Here is a 19551-nt window from a genome sequence, read left to right as displayed (position 1 = left end):
AGTGTGGCGAACCAGCAACACATTGCTGAATTGACAGCGAGTGCGTCGATCCAGGCCCACTCAGCCGTCATTCCTGCCGCGCCGTTGCTATAGAGTCGAGGGTTAAGGCAGATCTGTCTTGACGCCCTTAATTCCAACAAAGTGGCGTAAAATGAACATATCCATCTAACCTCAAACTCTCTACCTTTCGGTCCAACAAGTGGCCGAGCGATACGGCGTATCCACCGACACGATTTGGCGCTGGGTCCGCAACGGAACCTTCCCGAAGCGCTACAAACTTGGGGGCGGAACCACCCGGTGGCGGCTGGCGGACCTGATCGAGCATGAGACCACGTTTCAGGTCAGCGCAATGTTCGCCCTGGAGTCCTTCCCCTGACTTTGAACTGATGTGCTGCGGCCACTCCAATTTCGCGTTGGTGCCGTAATGGACAGGCACATCATCATCCCCGAAGCCGCCTTCATAGGCCAAGAGCCGTTGGGTCACATCAATGATCAGGATGGCATTCCGGTCGGCTTCAGCTTGCTGCCTGACGGGATTTACCTCGAGGTCGCCCCAAACGAGCCACAGCGGATCTGCTCACCATTGCGAGTCTCGGGACTGTTCTGCGACCCAATCGCAAAGAACTGGGGCCGCTTGGTCGAGACTCAGGATCGGCATGGCAACTGGCACACCTTTCCGGTCTTCGACAGCATGCTCAGCAAGTCGGCATCTGCTGTGTTGGCAATTCTGCAAGGGCTCGGACTGCGCGTGCCGCGCGTTAAGGGACAGGGTGAACTAGTAAGCGCGCTGATCGCTGACTAGGCGCCGGTCCGCCATTTGGTGACTGCCGGTCGGCTCGGTTGGACGGATCAGACCATGTCAGACTTTGTCCTCGGTTCTGGCCGTGTTGTCGGATCAATCGAGGTGCTTCCAGTAGAACATGCTCTGACGTGCCTTGCTGACCAAATTCACGCACGTGGAACTCTTGAAGACTGGAAGATTAAGTTGGCACCGAGCTGCAACGGCAATCCCTTGCTCCTTCTGGCGGTGTCTCTGGCCTTTTCCGGACCGCTGCTTGAGTTTCTGGAGTTGGACTTTGGCGGCGGTCTCCATCTGCGCGGCATCTCATCCTGTGGAAAGTCCACAATCTTGAGAGCGGCCGCTTCAGTCCGGGGCAGCCCGCAGCTCATGGGGAGCTGGCGCGCGACGGCCAACTGGCTTGAGGGTGTAGCCGCAGCCAGAAACTCGACACTGCTCGTCCTCGATGAAATGGCTGAGATCTCAGGGGCATTGTTGCAGAACTCCGGCTGCGAAGGATTCACATCATGAATCCATGCAGTTAGACGGGTGGGATGAGCAAGCCATCACCCGCCCGCTATCGCACGACGAACTGGTCCAGCTACACTGCTTCGCTCCGCAAGCGCGGGTCACTGTTGATCTGGCTAGACAAGGAGATGAGCTGGCTCGCGCCGCATGACGGCAGCCCTGGTCGGCCTGCGGTATTCTCGGATGCGGCGGTTCAGTTTTGCCTGACGATCAAGGTCTTGTTCAAGCTGCCGCTCAGGCAAACGACCGGGATGGTGGCCAGCTTGCTCAAGATGGCAGACTTGGATTGTGCTGTGCCGGACTATACGACCTTGTGCCGGCGGCAGAAGACGCTGGCCGTCCAGATCCCGTATCGCCGTGCCGATGGCCCCTTGAAGCTGCTCGTGGACAGCACCGGGATTAAGTTCCTGGGCGATGGCGAATGGCAGGCACGCAAGCACGGCGTTCAAGGCCGACGCCAATGGCGAAAGGTCCATTTGGCCATGGATACGGCCACATCCGACATCAGAGCGGTGGAGTTTACTCCCAGCAGCGACGGCGACAGCCCCGTGTTGCCGGAGTTGCTCGACCAGATCCCCGAAGGCGAGGAGATCAGCTCGGTGACCGCCGACGGTGCCTATGACACCCGACGCCGCCATACGGCGATCATCGACCGACAGGCCACCGCGATCATTCCGATCCGCAAGAACGGGCGACCTTGGAAAGAGGATTGCCCCGCCGCAATCGCGCGAAACGAAACCCTGCGCGCCACCCGGCACTAGGGCAGGGCGTTCTGGAAGCGCTGGACGGGATACCACGCCCGCAGCCGGATCGAAGCAAAGATGCGCTGCTTGAAAGCCTTCGGAGAACGCATCGCAGCAAGACACCCAGACAGCCAAACCGCCGAAATCCAGATCCGTGTCGCACTGATGAACCGCTTCTCGGCGCTCGGCACGACCGAGATCATTCGCGTGGGCTGATGATCATGAAGGGGTAAGGGGCCGTCTTGCCTCAAGCGTGACTTATGCAACAACGCCTTGGTGAAGGCAGCTGTTTCTGGTTGCGACTTCCCCTGCGCCTCGCGGTTCATCCCCTGTCGCCGACTCTCGCCCCGCCAGACAGGCCCGACCGCGCAGCCGCGCTTGATATTCTGGTGGTCGAGGACAACCCCACCAACCGCCTTGTCATGGAGGAAATGCTGCGCCACCTCGGGCACCAGGTGACGCTGGCCGTGGACGGCACAGATGGCGTAAGACAGGCCGCCTCGCGGCGGTTCGATACCGTGCTGATGGACATCTCGATGCCGGTGATGGACGGCCTGACCGCAACCCGCCTCATTCGCACCGAGAGCCCGTCGAAAGGCGCGCGCATCCTTGCGGTGACGGCGCATACCTTGCCTGCGGATATTGAACGGTTCCGCGAGGCTGGAATGGACGGCTGTTTGACCAAGCCGATCAGGACCGCGGATCTGGAACAGGCGCTGGCCGGCGGCACGGCAACGGCAGCGGCTCCAATGACGCTGCTTCCGCTGGTCAGCCGCGACCGCCTCTCCGAACTGCGGCAGGCGCTGGGGCCTGACGGTGCAGCGGAGGCGATCCGCAGCTATCTGGTCGACATGGAGCGGGTGTTCGCGACGCTATCCACACCTGGCCAAAGCGTGCCTGTGCTGACCGCCGCGTGCCACGAGGCCGCCGGTGCATCCGCCACCATCGGCGCGGCGCAGCTTCACGCCAGCTTCGCCGCGCTGGAACGCCTGCAAGCCGAGGTAGACCAGACCGACCTTGTCCGTGCAGTCGACGAGGCCGAGCGGCTTTTCAGCCGCACAGCCGCACAGCCGCCGTGCTGCGGGCGGCGTGACAGTTGCGGTCAGAACAGACCGTCGCCGCCCTTTTGCTGTTCGATCGCCTCGTCGGCCACCACGGCTGCGGCACCGCCGACAACAAGCGGGGCGCAGGCTGTCATCACCGCCAGCCCGAGGATCGCGGCAAGAAGCGGCAAGTTGGTTTTCGGCATTCGGTGATCCTTAGGGGCGGGGATCGCCCAAGATGCGGCAAGTTTAGCGAGCCTGCGGGCGATTGCTACCCCACCCCTTGGGCCAGCGGTCAGTATCCGGCCTGAGCTTCCTGCGATTCTGAGGTGATGGCTTCGCCCGCGTCTTCAAGATCGCGGCCGGCACCTTCGACGGTTTCGCAGGCAGCGATGGCAAGAATGGCAAGAAGCGGCAACAGGGCAAAGGTGCGGGTCATCTGGGTAGCCTTTCTAACGGTTCCCATACGAACGGGTGGCACGGACTTTAGGTTCCCCGCCCGGCAAAGTCTGGACCCCAACTGGCATTAACCCGCCGTTAACCTCGCTTTGCCAATCTCACGGAATGAAAATCCTGTCCGTGCCCCTCGCCCTCCTCCTGTCCGCCTGCGCCTCGCCCGCACCGGAATTCTTCGGCGCAACGCGAACCGAAGTAAGCCGCGACGGACGGCAGTATGTCGTGCTGCAAAAGGACGAAAGGGTGGAAGTCATCCGCCTCGGCTATGCCGTGCGCGGCGACCATCAGGCGATCCGCGCCACGATGATCGAACTGATCCCTGCCGTCACCGGCTGCACCCTGCGCGACGCGACATTGCAAGGCGACAGCGGTGAAATGCGCGGCTCGCTGAACTGCCCGGCTTGACATCAGGGGGCTGACGGCAAAGAAGGCGGTCATCCTGCCGGAGCCGCCCGATGACTTCGACGATCGACCTTACCCGCACGCTGCCCCATGCCCGCATCGCGGAATTGCCGAACCCGTATTTCGGCAAGGTGCGCGATTGCTACGACCTTCCCGACGGCACGCGGCTTCTGATCTCCAGCGACCGGATCTCGGCCTTCGACCAGATCCTCGCGGTGATCCCCTGGAAGGGGCAGGTGCTCACGCAACTGGCGCGCTACTGGTTCGACCACACCGCCGACATCTGCGCCAATCACGTCGTCAGCTATCCCGATCCAAACGTCGTTCTTGGCCGTCGCGTCGACATCCTGCCGGTCGAGATCGTGGTGCGCGGCTATCTTGCCGGAACCACCTCCACCTCGATTCTGACGCAGTATCGCAAGGGCGCGCGCCACATGTACGGGCACCAGCTGCCCGAAGGCCTGCGCGACAATGAAAAGCTGCCTCATGCGATCATAACCCCCACGTCCAAGGCCTTCGACGGGGGCCATGACGAGCCTTTGACGGCGACCGAGATCATCGCCCAGGGGCTACTGACGCAGGCCCAATGGGACGAGGTTTCTGCAAAGGCGCTTGCCCTCTTTGCGCGGGGGGCGGCGATGGCTGCGGACCGCGGCCTGATCCTCGTCGATACAAAGTATGAATTCGGCACCGATGCCGACGGCCGCATCCTTCTGGCGGACGAAATCCACACGCCTGATTCCAGCCGTTACTGGATCGCGTCAGGCTATGAGGCGGCCTTCCGTGACGGAACACGCCCGCCCAGCTTCGACAAGGATGTGATCCGGGCGTGGGTTGCGGCACGCTGCGATCCCTACACCCAGCCCGTGCCCGAGATTCCTGCCGAGATGATCGCCAAGACCGCGGAGGTCTACATCAGCGCGTTCGAAGCGATCACCGGCGAGGTGTTCGTTCCAGACACCAGTGGTGCGACGCCGCTGGACCGGGTTCGGCAGAACCTTTCCGGGTTCTTTGTGGCCTGACCTTACGCCTTCTTGATCGGCACCCGCTTGGCCTGCGCGTCGGTCGGCCGCTTTGGAACCGTCACCGTTACCACCGCGTCCTTCTTGTCGGCGGTCAGCATCCGCGTCCGCCAGTAGGCGGAACGAACGGCTGAAGGTGCCGAACTGACGCTCGCTGAGATACCAGGTCTCGCCCTTTGCATCGCACGAGGTCTTCTTCTCGCCGCTCACCTGAACCACGCCGTCCTCTACCGTCACGTGGATGTCTTCCTCCGGCACGCCCGGCAGTGCCACTGCGATGCGGTAGCCGCCCTTGTCCTGCGAGGCTTCGGAGGCGGGCGCAAGCCAGTCCGCCAGCCGCGATCCGGCAAGACGGAAGGGCTCGTAAAGCGAAGGCCAGAAACCGGCACCTTGGGATATTTCAACCATCGGGTAAGTCCTTTCTCCGTTGGGTTGCGCAAAAGTGAAAGGATCGCTTACATGCCGGCATCGCGTCTTGCGCCGGAGCAAAACCGAGGACGCTCGCCGCCCGGCCCTGCAGATTTATCGCGCCGATATCGGGTGTTTGCGATGTGGCGATGCCGTGCTTAAAGAACCGCGACACCAAGGAGGCCGACATGATTCTCAGCTGTGGCGAAGCCCTGATCGACATGCTCCCGCGCACCTCGACGCTGGGGGAGGCCTGCTTTGCCCCCTATGCCGGCGGGGCTGTGTTCAACACCGCCATCGCGCTTGGCCGCCTTGGGGCGCCATCGGCGTTCTTTTCGGGCGTCTCGACCGACATGCTGGGCGAAATCCTCGCTGATACGCTGAAGGCATCGAACGTCGACACGTCGATGCTGGCGCGGTCGGGGCGGCCCACCACGGTCGCCTTTGTCAAGCTGGTGAACGGCCAGGCGACCTATGCTTTTTACGATGAGGCAACGGCGGGACGGATGCTGTCGGTCGACCAGTTGCCCGAACTTCCCCCCTCGGTCGAGACGCTGTTCCTTGGCGGGATCAGTCTGGTGCACGAGCCCGCCGCAGCCACCTACGAGGCCTTGCAGATGCGCGAATGTGCGCAGCGGGTCACCATGATCGACCCCAACATTCGCCCTGGCTTCATCGCAGGGCACGAGGCACCCTACCGCGCGCGGATCGAGCGGATGGTGGCGCGCGCCGACATCGTCAAGCTGTCGGACGAAGACCTGCACTGGCTGGAAGGCCCGGGCGATCTGACGGTGCTGGCGCGCAGCATCCTCGCCCGCGGCCCGAAGATCGTGTTCATCACCGAAGGCGCCAAAGGTGCGCGCGCGGTGACTGCGACGCAAGACCGTTTCGTGGCGGCGGTGCCCGTCACGGTGGCCGATACGGTGGGGGCGGGCGACACGTTCAACGCCGGCGCGCTGGCGGCCCTGCACGAAGCCAAGGCGCTGACCAAGGCTGGCATCGCTGCGGTGTCCGACGGGGTGCTTGATGCGGCGCTGTGGCTTGGCGTGCGGGCCGCGGCAGTGACGGTCAGCCGGCCGGGCGCCAACCCACCTTGGGCGCACGAATTGTGAGGTCGGTCGTCCAGCGCGTTGCCGAAGCATCGGTTTCGGTGGACGGCAAGGTGGTGGGGGAGGTGGGGCAGGGCGTCCTGATCCTTGTCTGCGCGATGGCGGGCGACAGCGATGCCGAAGCGGCGCGATTGGCCGCCAAGATCGCCAAGCTGCGGATATTTCGCGATGATGGTGGCCGGATGAACCTGTCGTTGCGCGATGTGAACGGGGCGGCGCTGGTTGTCAGCCAGTTCACCCTCGCCGCCGACCTGCGCGGCAATCGGCCGGGGTTTTCCAGCGCCGCCGAGCCGGCTGAGGGCAAGCGGCTTTACGAAGCGTTCAGTGCCCGCCTTGCCGGTGAAGGCGTGCCGGTCGCGAAGGGCATCTTCGGCGCGGACATGGCGGTTCGCCTGCTGAACGATGGGCCGGTCACGATCTGGATGGATACCGAAACCCTCTGAGACCACGTCACTTGAACGGGTTGGCCGACTTGCCCGACAAGACCTCGCCGCACTCGATCAGCGCGTCGATCGAGGCGCGCGATCCCGACAGCGAATAGTTCTGCACGTCCGATCCGTCATCCGCGCGTAGGAAAAGCCGGTTGCCCTGCGCCACCTCCACGATGAAATTCACACCCGAACTGTCGTCGGGCAGGGTGAACAGCACGGAATTCTGGTAAAGCTCGGCGTTGGTCAGGTTCCACGGCGCCCGGCGGTCGATCTGAACTTCAAGATCCGCGGTGGTCCCGTCATCAAACGCCCAGGCGGTGGAATAGAACTGCAACTGCACGGATTCGTCCGGGAAGGTCCAGATCGAGAAACTCTCTCCCGGCGCAGAAACTTCCGCGACGCAGCCCAGCGATCCGTCATCCCAGCCGACAATTTCAACCTGCCAGTGCTTGTGCGAAAACAGCACCTCCGACTGTTGCGCAGCCACCGCCCCGGCGGAGCCTGCAAGCAGGGCAATCGCCAATCCGATCCGACCCATCATTCTGATAGCCTCACGAAAGCGTTACTGCACCAGTGTTCGCGCGACGGCTCGATTCCTGCAAATGAAAGTTGCGGTGGCCTTCAGTCAGGCCCACTCCCAAGGGGTGTTGAATTGGCCGAGCAGGCCCGACACGGCGGCATCGTCGACCGGGCCGAGCTTCGCCAACTTGGCGACCAGACCGCGCTTCTTGTCCTCGACCACACCCGACACCTTCGCGGAAAGACCGGCCTCCGACAGCGCCGCGTCGTAGACACGGGTGATGGCGCTTTTACGAAGGTCTGGCTTGAACACCTTGCCGACGGCGGTCTTCGGAAGTTCCGGCAGGATCTCGATGTATTTCGGCTGCGCGGCGCGTTCGGCGATGTGCCGCGTGGCATAGGCCAGCAGATCATCGACCGAAACGGTCGCCCCCGCCACCAACTCGACATAGGCAGCCGGGATCTCGCCGGCATGGGCATCCGGCTGGCCGATCGCCCCGACGAAGGCCACCGCCTCATGCCCCATCAGGGCCTCTTCGATGATCGCGGGGTCGATGTTGTGGCCGCCGCGGATGATCAGGTCCTTGGCGCGGCCAGTGATGAACAAGTATCCGTCCGCGTCGATCCGGCCAAGGTCGCCGGTCTTCAGAAACCGACCCTCGGCGAACAGTTCGCGGTTCTTGTCGGCCTCGGTGTAGGTCGACCCCTCGTAGACCCCGGGGTTCGACACGCAGATCTCGCCGACCTCGTCCACCGCACATTCGCGCAAGCCGATGGCGCCCTGCGAGGTCAGGATGCGCACGTTCGTATAGGGAAAGGGCAGGCCGACCGACCCTATCTTCTTGGTGCCGCCCGGCGGATTGATCGACACAAGGCAGGTGCATTCGGTCAGCCCGTAGCCTTCGATGATCTGCACGCCGGTGGCCTTTTCAAACCGGTTGAACAGCTCGATCGGCAAGGGGGCCGACCCTGAAATCGCGTTCCTCAAGGTCGAGACGTCGGCATTGATCGGCCGCTGCATAAGCGCTGAAAGTGCGGTCGGCACGGTGATCAGGTAGGTCACCTTCCAGCGCTCGATCAGCTTCCACAGGTTGTCCATCACCCCTTCGCCCCGGTAGCCCTGTGGGGTGGGGAACACCACATGCGCGCCAGCGGCGATCATCGACATCATCACCGGATACGCGGCAAGCACATGAAACAGCGGTAACGGGCACAGCACCGTGTCGGTTTCCTTGAACAACAGCCGAGACCCGATCCAGCCGTTGTAGACCATGCCCGACACTTTGTGCTGGGCGACCTTCGGCATCCCAGTGGTGCCGCCGGTGTGGAAATATGCGGCGACGCGGTCTTGCGTGGTATCGGTGAAATCCAAACGGTCGGCGCGGTGGCGGGCCATCTCGGTGCGGAAATCCTTGATGTCCGCGGTGTGGCTGGCCGGGTTTTTCGGGCGGATCAGCGGCACGATGTAGCGCTTCAGCCCTGAAAGGTAGCGGCACAGGTCCACCTCAAGCACGGTCTTGACGTTCGGTGCGAATTTCACCGCCTCGGCCACCTTCTGCGGCAGATCGGTCTTCGGGAACGCCTTCAGCGTGACCACGACCTTGGCCTTCGTCTCGCGCAGGATGGCGCTGATCTGGTTGGCCTCCAGCAGGGGATTGATCGGGTTGACGATCCCCGCCACCGCGCCGCCCAGCAGGGTGATCGCCGTCTCCAGCGCGTTCGGCATGATGTAGGCCACGACATCGGTTTCGCCGACGCCAAGGTGGCGGAACAGGTTGGCCGCCTGCGTCACCTGGCGGTGCAATTCGCCCCAGGTGACGGTTTCAGCCTTGGTGCCGGGGCCGGACAGCAACTGGAAACTGATCGCCGGGCGGGCGCCGTGCGCATCGTGCGCGCGAGACAGGAATTCGTACATCGACCGCGCCTGACCGCGCTCGGCCCAAGGCATTTCGCCTTCAATGGCCTGCAAATCGCTCCGATTGGCGAAAGCGTTCATTCCGTTCCTCCCCTGGCGTGCCCGCTTTTGGCGCGGGCTTCAGGCGAAGATGGGGATTCAACCCCGGTTTGCCAAGCCGGATTGTCGCAGTCAACGTGACGTCAGACCGTGACCTCAGACCGTGCCGTCGGTGAACTGCAGCCGTGCCAGCCGCGCGTAAAGCCCGCCCTCCGCCACCAGCGCGTCATGCGTGCCGATGGCCGCAATCTGTCCGTGGTCGAATACCACGATCCGGTCGGCCCGCTTCACCGTGGCCAGCCGGTGCGCCACGACCAGCGTGGTGCGCCCCTCGCTCAACCGTTCCACCGCAGCCTGCACTGCACGCTCGCTTTCGGCATCCAGCGCAGACGTCGCCTCGTCCAGAAGCAGGATCTTGGCATCCCGCAGGATCGCACGCGCAATCGCCACCCGCTGCTTCTGCCCGCCCGACAGCATCACGCCGCGTTCGCCCAGATAGCTGTCATAGCCCTGCGGCAGGGCCGCAAGAAAGTCATGCGCCGCCGCCGCACGCGCGGCTTCCTCAACTTCCGCATCCGTCGCCCCGGGCCGCCCGAAGCGGATGTTTTCCCGTGCCGAGGTTGCAAAGATCACCGGGTCCTGCGGCACCAGCGCGATCACAGATCGGAAATCGGCGCGTGTCATCGCCGTCAAGGGAATACCGTCCAGCGTGATCTGCCCCGACTGCGGGTCGTAAAACCGCATCAAAAGTTGCAGGATCGTGGTTTTGCCCGCACCCGACGGACCAACCAGCGCAATCGTCTCGCCGGGGTTCACCGCCAAACTGATCCCGTTCAGCGCCGAGGTTTCGGGCCGCGCGGGATAGCGGAACGTCACGTCCTCGAACGCGATCCGGCCTTGCACCGGGCGGGGCAGGGCAACCGGAGCGGCCGGGTCTTTCACTGGATCGTCGGTGTGAAGCAGCTCCACCAGCCGTTCGGTAGCCCCCGCCGCGCGCTGCAATTCGCCCCAGATTTCCGACAGCGCGCCCACGGCCCCGGCCACCATCACGGCATAGATCACGAACTGGATCAACTCGCCCACCGTCATCACATCGGCCCGCACATCCCGCGCGCCGATCCACAAGACGCCCACGATGCCGGTGAACGTCAGGAAGATCACGATCACCGTCATTACCGCCCGCGTCCCGATACGGGTCTTGGCCGACAAAAACGATTTCTCGGTCACATCGGCAAAGGCGCTGCGCGTCTGGGTTTCGTGGGTAAAGGCCTGCACCGTCTGCACCGACGACAGCGCCTCCGACGCTGATCCCGAGGACGATGCGATCCAATCCTGATTTTCCTTCGACAGCCGCCGCAACTTGCGGCCCAGCACGATGATCGGCACCACGATTGCCGGCACTATCAGCAGCACCAGCCCTGTCAGCTTGGCCGAGGTCAGGAACAACAAGACCAGCCCGCCCAGCAGCATCAGCACATTGCGCAGCGCAACCGAAACCGACGATCCGATCACCGAGAGGATCAGCGTGGTGTCTGTGGTGATCCGGCTCAGGACTTCGCCAGTCATGATGCGCTCAAAGAAGGCGGGCGACATGCCCAGCACGCGGTCGAACAATGCGCGGCGGATATCGGCTACTACCCGTTCGCCAAGCCGGGTGACAAGGTAGTAGCGAAGCCCGGTGCCAAAGGCGAGCAGCGCGGCGATGCCAAGCGCTGCGGCGAAATACTGGTCCAGAAGGGCCGCATCGCCCGAATTGAACCCGTCGACCACCCGGCGCACGGCCAGCGGCAGGATCAGGCTGACACCTGCGGTCAGCGTCAGCGCAAGGGCTGCAAGAACCGTGATCCCACGGTAAGGCCGCATGAACGGCAAGAGCCCGCGCAAGGCGCCGACCTCTTTCGATCGGGGCCGGTCTTCGATGTTTCCACTGATGTCTGTCATCTTGCCTGTCCCCAAAGCCGCGCCCGTGATCTAAAGCCAGCCCTCGCCCGCCACAAGCATTGGATTGCCTATGCCTTGCAGCAGGTGGCGTGCCCGTGCCACGGTGCGCCAACCCGCAGGGAGCAAAAGCCCATGCCCAACCGCAAGATCGTGGTCTTTGATGCCTATGGCACCGTGTTCGACGTGGCCGGAGCCGTCCATCAGGCAGCTGCCGAGGCGGGGCCGCTGGTGGCCGATTGGGCCGCCCTCGCCGCGACGTGGCGGCGCAAGCAGCTTGAATACAGTTGGCTGCGCACCCTCCTTGGCGCGCACGCCGACTTCGCCGAGGTGACCGCCGAGGCGCTGGACTGGACGCTGGAAGCCTTGAACGTCAGCGACCGCGCGCTGCGGGGCCGCCTCCTTGCGCTTTACGACCGGCTGCCCGCCTTTCCCGAAGTGGCCCAGGCGCTGGCCACGCTGAAGAACCGAGGCTTTCGCCTCGGCACTTTGTCGAATGGCACACCAGCGATGCTGGCGGCGGCCTTGGCAGCGAACGGTCTGGCCCACCTTTTCGAAGCCGTGATCTCGGTCGAAGAGGTGGGCGTCTACAAGCCAAGCGCCCAGGTCTACGCGCTGGTCGAACAGCGGATGGCGGTGACGCGCGACAAGGTGCTGTTCGTGTCGTCCAACGGCTGGGACGTGGCCGGTGCTGCGCGGTTCGGCTTTGCAACGGTCTGGGTAAACCGCGACGCGGCCCCGATGGACCGCCTGCCGCACGGGCCGAACCACATCATTCCCGATCTTGCACGGCTCTCGGTGATCGCATGACCAGCTTCATCGCAGACGATGGCACCCGGATCGCCTACCGCGACGAAGGCGAAGGCGTGCCCCTTCTATGCCTTGCTGGCCTCACGCGCACGATGGCCGATTTCGACTATCTGGTCCCGCATCTGCCGCCCGTCCGGCTGATCCGGATGGATTACCGGGGGCGCGGCGACAGCGGCTGGTCCGGCCCCGGGACCTACACGGTCGAGCGTGAGGGAAAGGATGCGCTGGCACTTCTGGATCACCTCGGTCTTGCGCAGGGGGCGATCCTCGGCACCTCGCGCGGGGGGCTGATCGGCATGGTCCTCGGCGCGGTGGCGCGCAACCGCGTGCTTGGCCTGTGCCTGAACGACGTCGGTCCTGAAATCGGGCAGGCCGGGCTGGCACGGATCGTCGATTACGTCGGGCGCATCCCTGCGGGCGGCACCTACGCCGGCTTTGCCGAACGCCTCTCGCGTAGCCCGGGCTTCGACGGCGTGACAATGGACCGCTGGCTGCAGGAGGCGCACAACCTGTCGGTCGAAACCCCCGACGGCCTGCGCCTGCGCTACGACCCCACGCTTCGCGAGGCTTTCCTGAAAGCGTTCCAGGGCCCGCCCGTGACCCTCTGGCCGATGTTCGACGCGCTCGCCGGTTTGCCGCTGGCCCTGATCCACGGCGCGAACTCCGACCTCCTCACGCCCGAGACGGCGGCCGAAATGCGCCGTCGCCGCCCCGACATGATCTTCGCCGAGGTGCCGGGCCGGGCGCATATCCCCTTTCTCGACGAACCCGAGGCGGTTGCGGCGATACATTCCTTCCTGCAGGCAGTAACATGACGGACATCAAGCGGATCGAAGCTGCCGCCCATCGGCTGCACGGCAATGCGCGGGTGACACCGCTTCTGAACGCCCCCCTTCTTGATCGCATCGCTGGACGGCGGGTGTTCGTAAAGGCGGAATCGCTGCAACTGACCGGCAGCTTCAAGTTTCGCGGCGGGTGGGCCGCGGTGTCGGCCCTGCCGCCAAAGGCACGGGCGCAAGGCGTGATCGCCTATTCGTCCGGCAACCATGCCCAGGGGGTCGCTCTGTCGGCGGCCCGGCACGGCAGTCCGTGCGTGATCGTGATGCCGTCCGACGCGCCCGCGGTAAAGATTGCCAACACCCGTGCTTACGGAGCAGAGGTGGAGCTTTACGAACGCGGCACCGACCGCGATGCCTTGGGGGCCGCGCTTGCGGCGGATCGTGGCCTGACGCTGATCAAGCCGTATGACGAGCCAGAGGTTATTGCCGGGCAGGGCACCGTCGGTCTCGAAATCGCGGCGCAGGCGGCCGAGGCCGGCATAGCCGAGGCCGAGGTTCTGGTTTGCTGCGGTGGTGGCGGGCTGTCCGCCGGCATCGCACTTGCGCTGCAGGCTCGCGCGCCCGGCATGCAGGTCCGCACCGTTGAACCCGCCGGTTTTGACGATATGGCGCGGTCGCTGGCCGCAGGGCAGCGTCTGGGCAATGCGGCTGCTACCGGATCGGTCTGCGACGCGATCCTGACACCGATGCCCGGCACCCTTACCTTTCCCGTTCTGCAACGGCTTGCCGGGGCAGGGCTCAGCGTGACCGACGAACAGGCGCTGCACGCCGTGGCCCTCGCGTTTTCCCACCTCGGTCTCGTGCTTGAACCGGGCGGTGCAGTCGCCCTTGCCGCTGCACTTTTTGCCGATGGCCTTGGCGACACCGTCATCTGCACCGCCTCGGGCGGCAACGTCGACCCCGCCCTCTTTCGAGGCGTGCTGGAGCGGTTTGGCTAGGGATGCTGGTCTACCTCAATGACATTCGCCTGAACGCGGTCTGCGAAGGTCCGCCCACAGCACCTCCCTTGGTACTGATCCACGGCCTCGGCGCCGATCTGACGGTCTGGGACGGCGTAGTTGCCCGGCTTGCCCAGTGGCGCGTGCTGCGTGTTGATCTGCGCGGCCACGGTGGTTCCGACGTGCCGCCCCCGCCCTATACAATGGGCGCGTTGATCCGCGATTGCGAACGGATCATGGCGCATTTCGGGGTGGCCGAGGCGGTCGTCGCAGGCCTTGGCGCAGGTGGGCTGGTGGCGCAGGGCCTTGCCGTCAAGCGGCTCGATCTCGTCCGAGGGCTGGTCCTGTCGAACACCGGCACAAGGCTCGGCACGCCTGACATCTGGCAGCGGCGCATCGCAACGGTGCAGGACGGCGGCATTGCGGCCATCCTCGACGCGACACTTGCGCAGAACCTCGGCTATCGCTGGCGTCAAGCCGCCACCCTCGCCACCCAGAGTGCGCTTCTATCGCAAACCGATCCGGCAGGCTGGATCGGCGTTGCCGCAGCTATCGCGGGAAGCGATTTCTACCAGACCACCGCCACCCTGCGCCTGCCAACCCTCGTCATAGCCGGCAGCGATGACGCAGCCACCCCGCCGGACATGCAGCGCGAACTGGCCTATCTGATACCGGGAGCAGAGTTCAGACTGATGCAGCGCTCCGGCCACATCGCCTCGCTTGACCAGCCCGACGACTTTGCTTCCCACCTGCGCGGATTTCTTACTCGGGTCGGCCATCTCTGACGCAGTTGCACATTTCCAACATACATACCGATCTCTTGCCTTATGGTCCGCCATGATCTGCACAAATCGAAAGCCGTAATGAACAACCCCCGCCTCGCCCTCGTCTTCATCCTCGCCACGGTCACGCTCGACGCCATCGGCATCGGCCTGATCTTCCCGGTCATGCCCGACCTGATCCGCGAGGTGACGGGGCAGTCGCTCGCCGAGGCGGCGCTTTGGGGGGGCGTCCTCGCCACCTCGTTTGCGGTGATGCAGTTCCTGTTCGGCCCGATCATCGGCGCGCTCTCTGACCGGTTCGGACGCCGCCCCGTCCTTTTGCTGTCGCTTCTGGTAATGAGCCTCGATTACCTCGTCATGGCCTCCGCCCAAACCGTCTGGCTCCTCCTTGCCGCCCGCATCGTGGCCGGCATAACGGCCGCCACCTATGCGACCGCCACCGCCTACATCGCCGACATCACCCCGCCCGACCAGCGCGGCAGCCGTTTCGGCCTGATCGGCGCAGGGTTTGGTATCGGCTTCGTCCTTGGCCCGGTGATCGGCGGCCTCCTTGCAGGCATCGACACCCGGGCGCCCTTCCTCGTGGCGGCAGGGCTGGCGCTGGCGAACCTCACCTTCGGCTGGTTTGTCCTGCCCGAGACCGTGAACGACGCCACCCGCCGCCGGTTCAGCCTTGCCCGCGCCAACCCGCTTGGCGCCCTGCGCGCGGTGGCCCGCCTGCCGGGCCTGCGCCTCACGCTCGCCTGCTTCCTGATCCTCGGCACCGCGATGAACGTCTACCCGTCGATCTGGGCCTACTACGGCCAGTCCCGCTTCGGCTGGGACAGCGGCATGGTCGGCATCTCTCTCGCGGTCTACGGCATCTCCTTCGCGGTCGGCCAAGCGCTTCTGGTCGGCCCGCTGATCCGTCGATTCGGCGAACACCGCGCGGCGCATTATGGCATGTGGGTCGACGTCGTCACGCTCGCTGCTCTCGGCCTCGTCACCTCGCCCGCCCTCGCCCTCGCCATCACCCCGGTTACTGCGCTCGGCGGGGTGGTGACACCCGCTTTGCAGGCCATCGCCTCGCGGTCGGCCCCCGCCGATGCGCAGGGCGAGGTTCAGGGAGTCCTCTCCAGCCTCAACGCCATCGCAATGATCACCTCGCCGCTCCTGATGACCTCAGTGTTTGCGCACTTCACCAGGGACGGCGCGCCCGTCTTCGCACCCGGCGCACCATTCTTGGTGGCCTCCGCCCTGATGCTGGTCTGCCTTGGCCTGCATGTCCTCGGTCCCCGGCTCCGCGTCACAAGAAACGCGTGAAACGTCACCTCATGTCGCATTCAGCCCTGACCGCTCGCTTCAGCGGGTCTAGCTTTCCCTTTGCGGAAATATCCCACTGGGGTACGGGGGTGTGAAACCCCCGCTTGCCCCGGCAACCCGGAGGACCACGCATGAAGTTGAAGGATCTCGAGATCTTCGTCGTGGCCCCTCCGTTCCCCGGCTGGGGCGGGCGCTACTGGATCTTTCCGAAACTGACCACCGATACCGGCATCGTCGGCTACGGCGAATGCTACGCCTCGACCGTGGGGCCAAAGGCGATGATCGCCGTGATCGAAGACGTGTTCGAACGTCACATGGCCGCCGAGAACCCCGAAAACATCGAGCTGATGTTCCGCCGAGCCTATTCCTCGGGCTTCACCCAGCGCCCCGATCCCACCGTGATGGGCGCCTTCTCCGGGCTCGAGATCGCCTGCTGGGACATCATCGGCAAGGCGCGGAACCGTCCGGTCTGGGCGCTTCTCGGCGGCAAGATGAACGACCGCATTCGCAGCTACACATACCTCTACCCCGAGCCCGGCAAGGAATCGGCCGAATTCTGGGTCGACCCCGACGCTGCCGCCGAAGCCGCCGTCCGCTTCATGAATCTGGGCTTCACCGCCGTGAAATTCGATCCCGCCGGCCCCTACACCATCCGTGGCGGCCACGAACCCGCTATGTCCGACATCACCCGCTCGGTCGCCTTCTGCAAGGCGATCCGCGCGGCGGTGGGCGACCGGGTTGACCTTCTTTTCGGCACCCACGGCCAGTTCACCACCCCCGGCGCCATTCGCATGGGCCGCGAGTTGGAACCCTACAACCCGCTCTGGTATGAAGAACCGATCCCGCCGGACAATCTTCTGGAATTCGCCGAGGTCGCGAAATCCGTCCGCGTTCCCCTTGCCACCGGCGAACGCATGACGACCAAGGCCGAGTTCGGCACGCTTCTCCGCGCCGGTGGCGTCAAGATCCTGCAACCGGCGCTGGGCCGGGTCGGCGGTATTTGGGAGGCCAAGAAGATCGCCGCCATGGCCGAGATCTTCAACGCCGAAATGGCGCCGCACCTCTATGCAGGCCCGGTGGAATGGGCGGCCAACGTCCATTTCGCCGCCTCGATCCCGAACCTTCTGATCGCCGAGACGATCGAGACCGGCGGCGCCTTCCACCAGAAACTGATCCGCAACTCGATAGCGTGGGAAGACGGCTACATAATCCCGCCGAACGGTCCGGGACTTGGCATCGACTTCGACGAGGATCTCGCCCGAGCCCATCCCTACACCGGCACCGGCCTCCATCTGCAAATGCAAGAAGCCCCCTGCGATTATCGCCACGGCAACCGCTTCGAAGGGGGCGCGCCGTCGGCCAAGACTTGATGTCCGTGGCAACGCCGTCCGACTGGCGCCAGGCCCCGAGGACGGCAGCCACCTGCCGGAAACTGGCGGGCCCAGGAGGACTCGAACCCCCAACCTCGGACTTAGAAGGTCCTTGCTCTATCCAGTTGAGCTATGAGCCCGCGCCGCCACCTTTTGCGGCAGGGAACGCGATCAGGCAAGCACCTTCGTCATGAAGATCGAGTTCGGGTCCGCCCAATACCCCTCGAACGGCGGGCATTCGTGAAACCCGGCCTTGGTGTAAAGCGTACGCGCGGCCACGAAGGTGGGCTGGACCCCGGTTTCCAGGCTAAGCCGCGAAAACCCGGCTGCGCGCGCCTCGGCGACCAGATGCTCCAGCATTCGGCGCGACAGGCCGCGCCCGCGGGCCTCGGCCAGAACATGCATCGACTTGATCTCGGCGTGGCTGGCGTCGATCCGCTTGAAGGCACCCATTGCAACCGGCTCGGTTCCATCGCGCATCACGTAGAACGACACGTCAGCCACCGCCAACGCGCCCGCATCCATCATGTGGATGCTTTCCGGCGGCGTGTCGGCGTGCATGTCAGCGGTGTGGCGCGCCATCAAAAGCGTCAGATCCGGCCCCAGCGGGCTTTCGCGTCCAATCGTCAGCATGGGTCAGTGCGTCCAGGCGCCCTTGCGGTCGGTGGCGAAGTTCTCGCCATAGCCGCGCGGGCGGATCACCGGCTTGCGCGGCTTTGGCAAGACCACGTCATAGGTGATGCCCTTCGCAGTCGCATAGGCCTCGGCCGCCTCGCGCGTTTCGAAGGTCAGGCGCACCTGCGACTGGGTATCCCCCGACGAGGTCCAGCCCATCAGAGGGTCGATGTCCCTGGCGGTGCGGTCAAATTCCAGCATCCAGTCTTGCGTCTTTGCGGTGCCAGACTGCATGGCGGTGCGGGATGGCTGGTAGATGCGGGCGCGCATGGATCACCTCCGGGGTTTCGCTGCTTTATTCCGAAGCCGGGGACAAAGCGCAAGCACCAGTTTGCGGCGCGGTCGGACGGCAAGATAACTGTCGGCTGACCTCGGGGAGTGGTGTGGGGTGTGGCGGGGTCAGCCGACAGCCTAGGTACTGCTTGCAGGATTAGTGTGCCGAATACAGTGGGTCTATGCAACCTAAAGTTGCGTCAACAGCGCATGAATACCTCTAAAATTGTAGCCACCATGTTAACCTTCGCTCGGTCTTGGCTGGCTGCGAACCAGCTTGACCATCAGATAGGTGTTGTAGGTGCGGAACGCGTCGCTACTGCGCTGCTTTTCCGTCAGACGTTGCATCAGGTTTTCCCGGCGCTTGCGCGACAGGAACAGATGCGTCAGCCGGGTCAGGCTCCAGTGCACCAGTGGCTTGCGCGCCTTCATTTCCCGCTCGGCCTGCGTGAAGCCGGTGCCGATCAGGTTGTAGAGCCCTTGTTCAAGGTCGATCGAGGGTGCCACCGCATCCGTGATGTCCTGCTCTGACAGCACGTCGAACGGGTTGGACAACAGCGCCGCCCGGAATGTTGATAGCCGGTGCCCGCCACCCGGCTGCGGCCCGTGGTCCGCCCGTCCCAGATAGGCATCGGTACGAAAGCAGTCGGCGATCAGCACATGGCCCTCAGGCGTCAGCACCGCCGCGCACTTCGGGAGGCTGTCCATCATCGGGATGTACTGGAAGCTTTCGGAAAACAGGCACAGGTCGAACGGCCCGGTGCCAGTGTAATCCTCGAACCGGCACTCGTGCACCGTAGCACCCGGAGCATTGCGGCGGCAACAGTCGGCCAGATAGGCCGATGGCACGACGATCTCCACCTGATGGCCAAGCGCGATTAGCTTTTTCGCCGTCTCGCCCGCACCGCCGCCAATGTCCAGAATACGCAACTTGCCAGGCGGCAGTTCAGCGAACAGCAGGTCGGTATAAGCATCCTGTGCGGCCCGCAGGTTGCCCGCGTTCACGTCCAGCCCGGTCCACAGCCCGTAGTGCAAGTTCTCCGCACCGGTCAGCCAGCGGATCAGCGCCAAGGCGGTATCCAGGCCGACAGCCCGCGTATCAATATTGTCACCCATGCCGTCACCCCCGGTGCTGCATTAGCCGCTCAAACCGATATCGGCAACGGTTTCGCACATTTTGGCAGTTCACCGCTTGTAAAGGAACAAAAACAGATCAAATCTCACTGGTTGC

At 64.3% G+C, this 19551-nt stretch carries 18 protein-coding genes, 1 tRNA gene and 4 pseudogenes; 14 read left to right on the top strand and 9 right to left on the bottom strand.

Annotation, left to right across the window (positions count from 1 at the left end; genetic code table 11):
• Positions 1–190: 190 nt before the first annotated feature.
• The 4 genes and pseudogenes from ACROUL_RS17020 to ACROUL_RS17005 all read left to right on the top strand — a co-directional run.
• Positions 191–376 (top strand): annotated as a pseudogene (locus ACROUL_RS17020) (helix-turn-helix transcriptional regulator); the annotation flags it as partial.
• Between the two features lie 48 nt (positions 377–424).
• Positions 425–1309 (top strand): annotated as a pseudogene (locus ACROUL_RS17015) (DUF927 domain-containing protein).
• Between the two features lie 23 nt (positions 1310–1332).
• Positions 1333–2265: pseudogene (locus tag ACROUL_RS17010) on the top strand (IS5 family transposase).
• Positions 2266–2309: 44 nt separating this feature from the next.
• Entirely contained in the window at positions 2310–3305 is a 996-nt protein-coding gene (locus ACROUL_RS17005) for a response regulator (protein ID WP_431300629.1), read from the top strand.
• 82 nt (positions 3306–3387) lie between these two features.
• On the opposite strand, the gene ACROUL_RS17000 is transcribed toward ACROUL_RS17005, so the two are convergent.
• Positions 3388–3531 (bottom strand): entericidin A/B family lipoprotein, encoded by a 144-nt coding sequence (locus tag ACROUL_RS17000; RefSeq protein WP_431300628.1) that lies wholly within the window; start codon positions 3529–3531, stop codon positions 3388–3390.
• A 125-nt stretch (positions 3532–3656) separates the two neighbouring features.
• Here ACROUL_RS17000 and ACROUL_RS16995 point away from each other — a divergent pair, with 125 nt between their 5' ends.
• Together ACROUL_RS16995 and ACROUL_RS16990 are read left to right on the top strand one after the other, a co-directional pair.
• Positions 3657–3953 carry a hypothetical protein gene (locus ACROUL_RS16995; protein ID WP_431300627.1) on the top strand — a complete coding sequence of 99 codons (297 nt, stop codon included), beginning with the start codon at positions 3657–3659 and terminating at the stop codon, positions 3951–3953.
• A gap of 50 nt (positions 3954–4003) precedes the next feature.
• Positions 4004–4972, top strand: coding sequence for a phosphoribosylaminoimidazolesuccinocarboxamide synthase (locus ACROUL_RS16990; protein ID WP_431300626.1), 969 nt, complete (start codon positions 4004–4006; stop codon positions 4970–4972).
• 153 nt (positions 4973–5125) lie between these two features.
• On the opposite strand, the pseudogene ACROUL_RS16985 reads toward ACROUL_RS16990, so the two are convergent.
• Positions 5126–5380 (bottom strand): annotated as a pseudogene (locus tag ACROUL_RS16985) (Hsp20/alpha crystallin family protein); the annotation flags it as partial.
• A 188-nt stretch (positions 5381–5568) separates the two neighbouring features.
• Between ACROUL_RS16985 and ACROUL_RS16980 the strand changes: the two are divergent.
• Both ACROUL_RS16980 and dtd read left to right on the top strand, forming a co-directional pair.
• A complete protein-coding gene (locus ACROUL_RS16980; RefSeq protein WP_431300625.1) occupies positions 5569–6492 on the top strand; it encodes a carbohydrate kinase family protein in 924 nt (307 codons plus the stop codon).
• Complete coding sequence (gene dtd / locus ACROUL_RS16975) at positions 6489–6932, top strand: D-aminoacyl-tRNA deacylase (protein ID WP_431300624.1); 444 nt, start codon at positions 6489–6491, stop codon at positions 6930–6932. Before ACROUL_RS16980 ends, dtd begins: the two co-directional genes overlap by 4 nt.
• A 7-nt stretch (positions 6933–6939) precedes the next feature.
• On the opposite strand, the gene ACROUL_RS16970 is transcribed toward dtd, so the two are convergent.
• The 3 genes from ACROUL_RS16970 to ACROUL_RS16960 all read right to left on the bottom strand — a co-directional run bounded on the left by ACROUL_RS16970 (position 6940) and on the right by ACROUL_RS16960 (position 11334).
• Positions 6940–7461 (bottom strand): hypothetical protein, encoded by a 522-nt coding sequence (locus tag ACROUL_RS16970; protein WP_431300623.1) that lies wholly within the window; start codon positions 7459–7461, stop codon positions 6940–6942.
• 84 nt (positions 7462–7545) lie between these two features.
• Positions 7546–9435 carry an acyl-CoA synthetase gene (locus ACROUL_RS16965; protein ID WP_431300622.1) on the bottom strand — a complete coding sequence of 630 codons (1890 nt, stop codon included), beginning with the start codon at positions 9433–9435 and terminating at the stop codon, positions 7546–7548.
• Between the two features lie 114 nt (positions 9436–9549).
• Complete coding sequence (locus ACROUL_RS16960) at positions 9550–11334, bottom strand: ABC transporter transmembrane domain-containing protein (protein WP_431300621.1); 1785 nt, start codon at positions 11332–11334, stop codon at positions 9550–9552.
• A gap of 132 nt (positions 11335–11466) precedes the next feature.
• Between ACROUL_RS16960 and ACROUL_RS16955 the strand changes: the two genes are divergently transcribed.
• The 6 genes from ACROUL_RS16955 (at position 11467) to ACROUL_RS16930 (ending at position 17372) form a co-directional block, all read left to right on the top strand.
• A complete protein-coding gene (locus tag ACROUL_RS16955; RefSeq protein ID WP_431300620.1) occupies positions 11467–12141 on the top strand; it encodes a haloacid dehalogenase type II in 675 nt (224 codons plus the stop codon).
• Positions 12138–12956, top strand: a complete 819-nt coding sequence (locus ACROUL_RS16950) for an alpha/beta fold hydrolase (RefSeq protein ID WP_431300619.1) — start codon at positions 12138–12140, stop codon at positions 12954–12956. Before ACROUL_RS16955 ends, ACROUL_RS16950 begins: the two co-directional genes overlap by 4 nt.
• Positions 12953–13918 (top strand): threonine ammonia-lyase, encoded by a 966-nt coding sequence (locus ACROUL_RS16945; RefSeq protein WP_431300618.1) that lies wholly within the window; start codon positions 12953–12955, stop codon positions 13916–13918. The genes ACROUL_RS16950 and ACROUL_RS16945 overlap by 4 nt, the downstream gene beginning before the upstream one ends.
• Before the next feature lie 2 nt (positions 13919–13920).
• On the top strand, positions 13921–14703 hold the full coding sequence (locus ACROUL_RS16940; RefSeq protein WP_431300617.1) for an alpha/beta fold hydrolase: 783 nt from the start codon (positions 13921–13923) through the stop codon (positions 14701–14703).
• A gap of 78 nt (positions 14704–14781) precedes the next feature.
• Positions 14782–16002 carry a TCR/Tet family MFS transporter gene (locus tag ACROUL_RS16935; protein ID WP_431300616.1) on the top strand — a complete coding sequence of 407 codons (1221 nt, stop codon included), beginning with the start codon at positions 14782–14784 and terminating at the stop codon, positions 16000–16002.
• A 131-nt stretch (positions 16003–16133) separates the two neighbouring features.
• A complete protein-coding gene (locus ACROUL_RS16930) occupies positions 16134–17372 on the top strand; it encodes a mandelate racemase/muconate lactonizing enzyme family protein (RefSeq protein WP_431300615.1) in 1239 nt (412 codons plus the stop codon).
• Positions 17373–17435: 63 nt separating this feature from the next.
• Here ACROUL_RS16930 and ACROUL_RS16925 read toward each other — a convergent pair.
• The 4 genes from ACROUL_RS16925 to ACROUL_RS16910 all read right to left on the bottom strand — a co-directional run bounded on the left by ACROUL_RS16925 (position 17436) and on the right by ACROUL_RS16910 (position 19436).
• Positions 17436–17512 (bottom strand) — tRNA-Arg (locus ACROUL_RS16925).
• Between the two features lie 31 nt (positions 17513–17543).
• Positions 17544–18005, bottom strand: coding sequence for a GNAT family N-acetyltransferase (locus ACROUL_RS16920; protein WP_431300614.1), 462 nt, complete (start codon positions 18003–18005; stop codon positions 17544–17546).
• A 3-nt stretch (positions 18006–18008) separates the two neighbouring features.
• Positions 18009–18317, bottom strand: coding sequence for an ETC complex I subunit (locus tag ACROUL_RS16915; protein WP_431300613.1), 309 nt, complete (start codon positions 18315–18317; stop codon positions 18009–18011).
• Between the two features lie 243 nt (positions 18318–18560).
• Positions 18561–19436, bottom strand: a complete 876-nt coding sequence (locus ACROUL_RS16910) for a class I SAM-dependent methyltransferase (protein ID WP_431300612.1) — start codon at positions 19434–19436, stop codon at positions 18561–18563.
• Between the last annotated feature and the right edge of the window lie 115 nt (positions 19437–19551).

The sequence above is a fragment of the Tabrizicola sp. BL-A-41-H6 genome (genome assembly GCF_050632395.1).
Taxonomy (GTDB): Bacteria; Pseudomonadota; Alphaproteobacteria; order Rhodobacterales; family Rhodobacteraceae; genus JAUYQR01.
This window is presented reverse-complemented; position numbering and strand designations above follow the sequence as displayed.

Coding starts and splice junctions, on each gene's coding strand:
- ACROUL_RS17005 (WP_431300629.1), top strand. CDS start 2,310: ATGCAACAACGCCTTGGTGAAGGCAGCTGTTTCTGGTTGCGACTTCCC.
- ACROUL_RS17000 (WP_431300628.1), bottom strand. CDS start 3,531: ATGACCCGCACCTTTGCCCTGTTGCCGCTTCTTGCCATTCTTGCCATC.
- ACROUL_RS16995 (WP_431300627.1), top strand. CDS start 3,657: ATGAAAATCCTGTCCGTGCCCCTCGCCCTCCTCCTGTCCGCCTGCGCC.
- ACROUL_RS16990 (WP_431300626.1), top strand. CDS start 4,004: ATGACTTCGACGATCGACCTTACCCGCACGCTGCCCCATGCCCGCATC.
- ACROUL_RS16980 (WP_431300625.1), top strand. CDS start 5,569: ATGATTCTCAGCTGTGGCGAAGCCCTGATCGACATGCTCCCGCGCACC.
- ACROUL_RS16970 (WP_431300623.1), bottom strand. CDS start 7,461: ATGATGGGTCGGATCGGATTGGCGATTGCCCTGCTTGCAGGCTCCGCC.
- ACROUL_RS16965 (WP_431300622.1), bottom strand. CDS start 9,435: ATGAACGCTTTCGCCAATCGGAGCGATTTGCAGGCCATTGAAGGCGAA.
- ACROUL_RS16960 (WP_431300621.1), bottom strand. CDS start 11,334: ATGACAGACATCAGTGGAAACATCGAAGACCGGCCCCGATCGAAAGAG.
- ACROUL_RS16955 (WP_431300620.1), top strand. CDS start 11,467: ATGCCCAACCGCAAGATCGTGGTCTTTGATGCCTATGGCACCGTGTTC.
- ACROUL_RS16950 (WP_431300619.1), top strand. CDS start 12,138: ATGACCAGCTTCATCGCAGACGATGGCACCCGGATCGCCTACCGCGAC.
- ACROUL_RS16945 (WP_431300618.1), top strand. CDS start 12,953: ATGACGGACATCAAGCGGATCGAAGCTGCCGCCCATCGGCTGCACGGC.
- ACROUL_RS16940 (WP_431300617.1), top strand. CDS start 13,921: ATGCTGGTCTACCTCAATGACATTCGCCTGAACGCGGTCTGCGAAGGT.
- ACROUL_RS16935 (WP_431300616.1), top strand. CDS start 14,782: ATGAACAACCCCCGCCTCGCCCTCGTCTTCATCCTCGCCACGGTCACG.
- ACROUL_RS16930 (WP_431300615.1), top strand. CDS start 16,134: ATGAAGTTGAAGGATCTCGAGATCTTCGTCGTGGCCCCTCCGTTCCCC.
- ACROUL_RS16920 (WP_431300614.1), bottom strand. CDS start 18,005: ATGCTGACGATTGGACGCGAAAGCCCGCTGGGGCCGGATCTGACGCTT.
- ACROUL_RS16915 (WP_431300613.1), bottom strand. CDS start 18,317: ATGCGCGCCCGCATCTACCAGCCATCCCGCACCGCCATGCAGTCTGGC.
- ACROUL_RS16910 (WP_431300612.1), bottom strand. CDS start 19,436: ATGGGTGACAATATTGATACGCGGGCTGTCGGCCTGGATACCGCCTTG.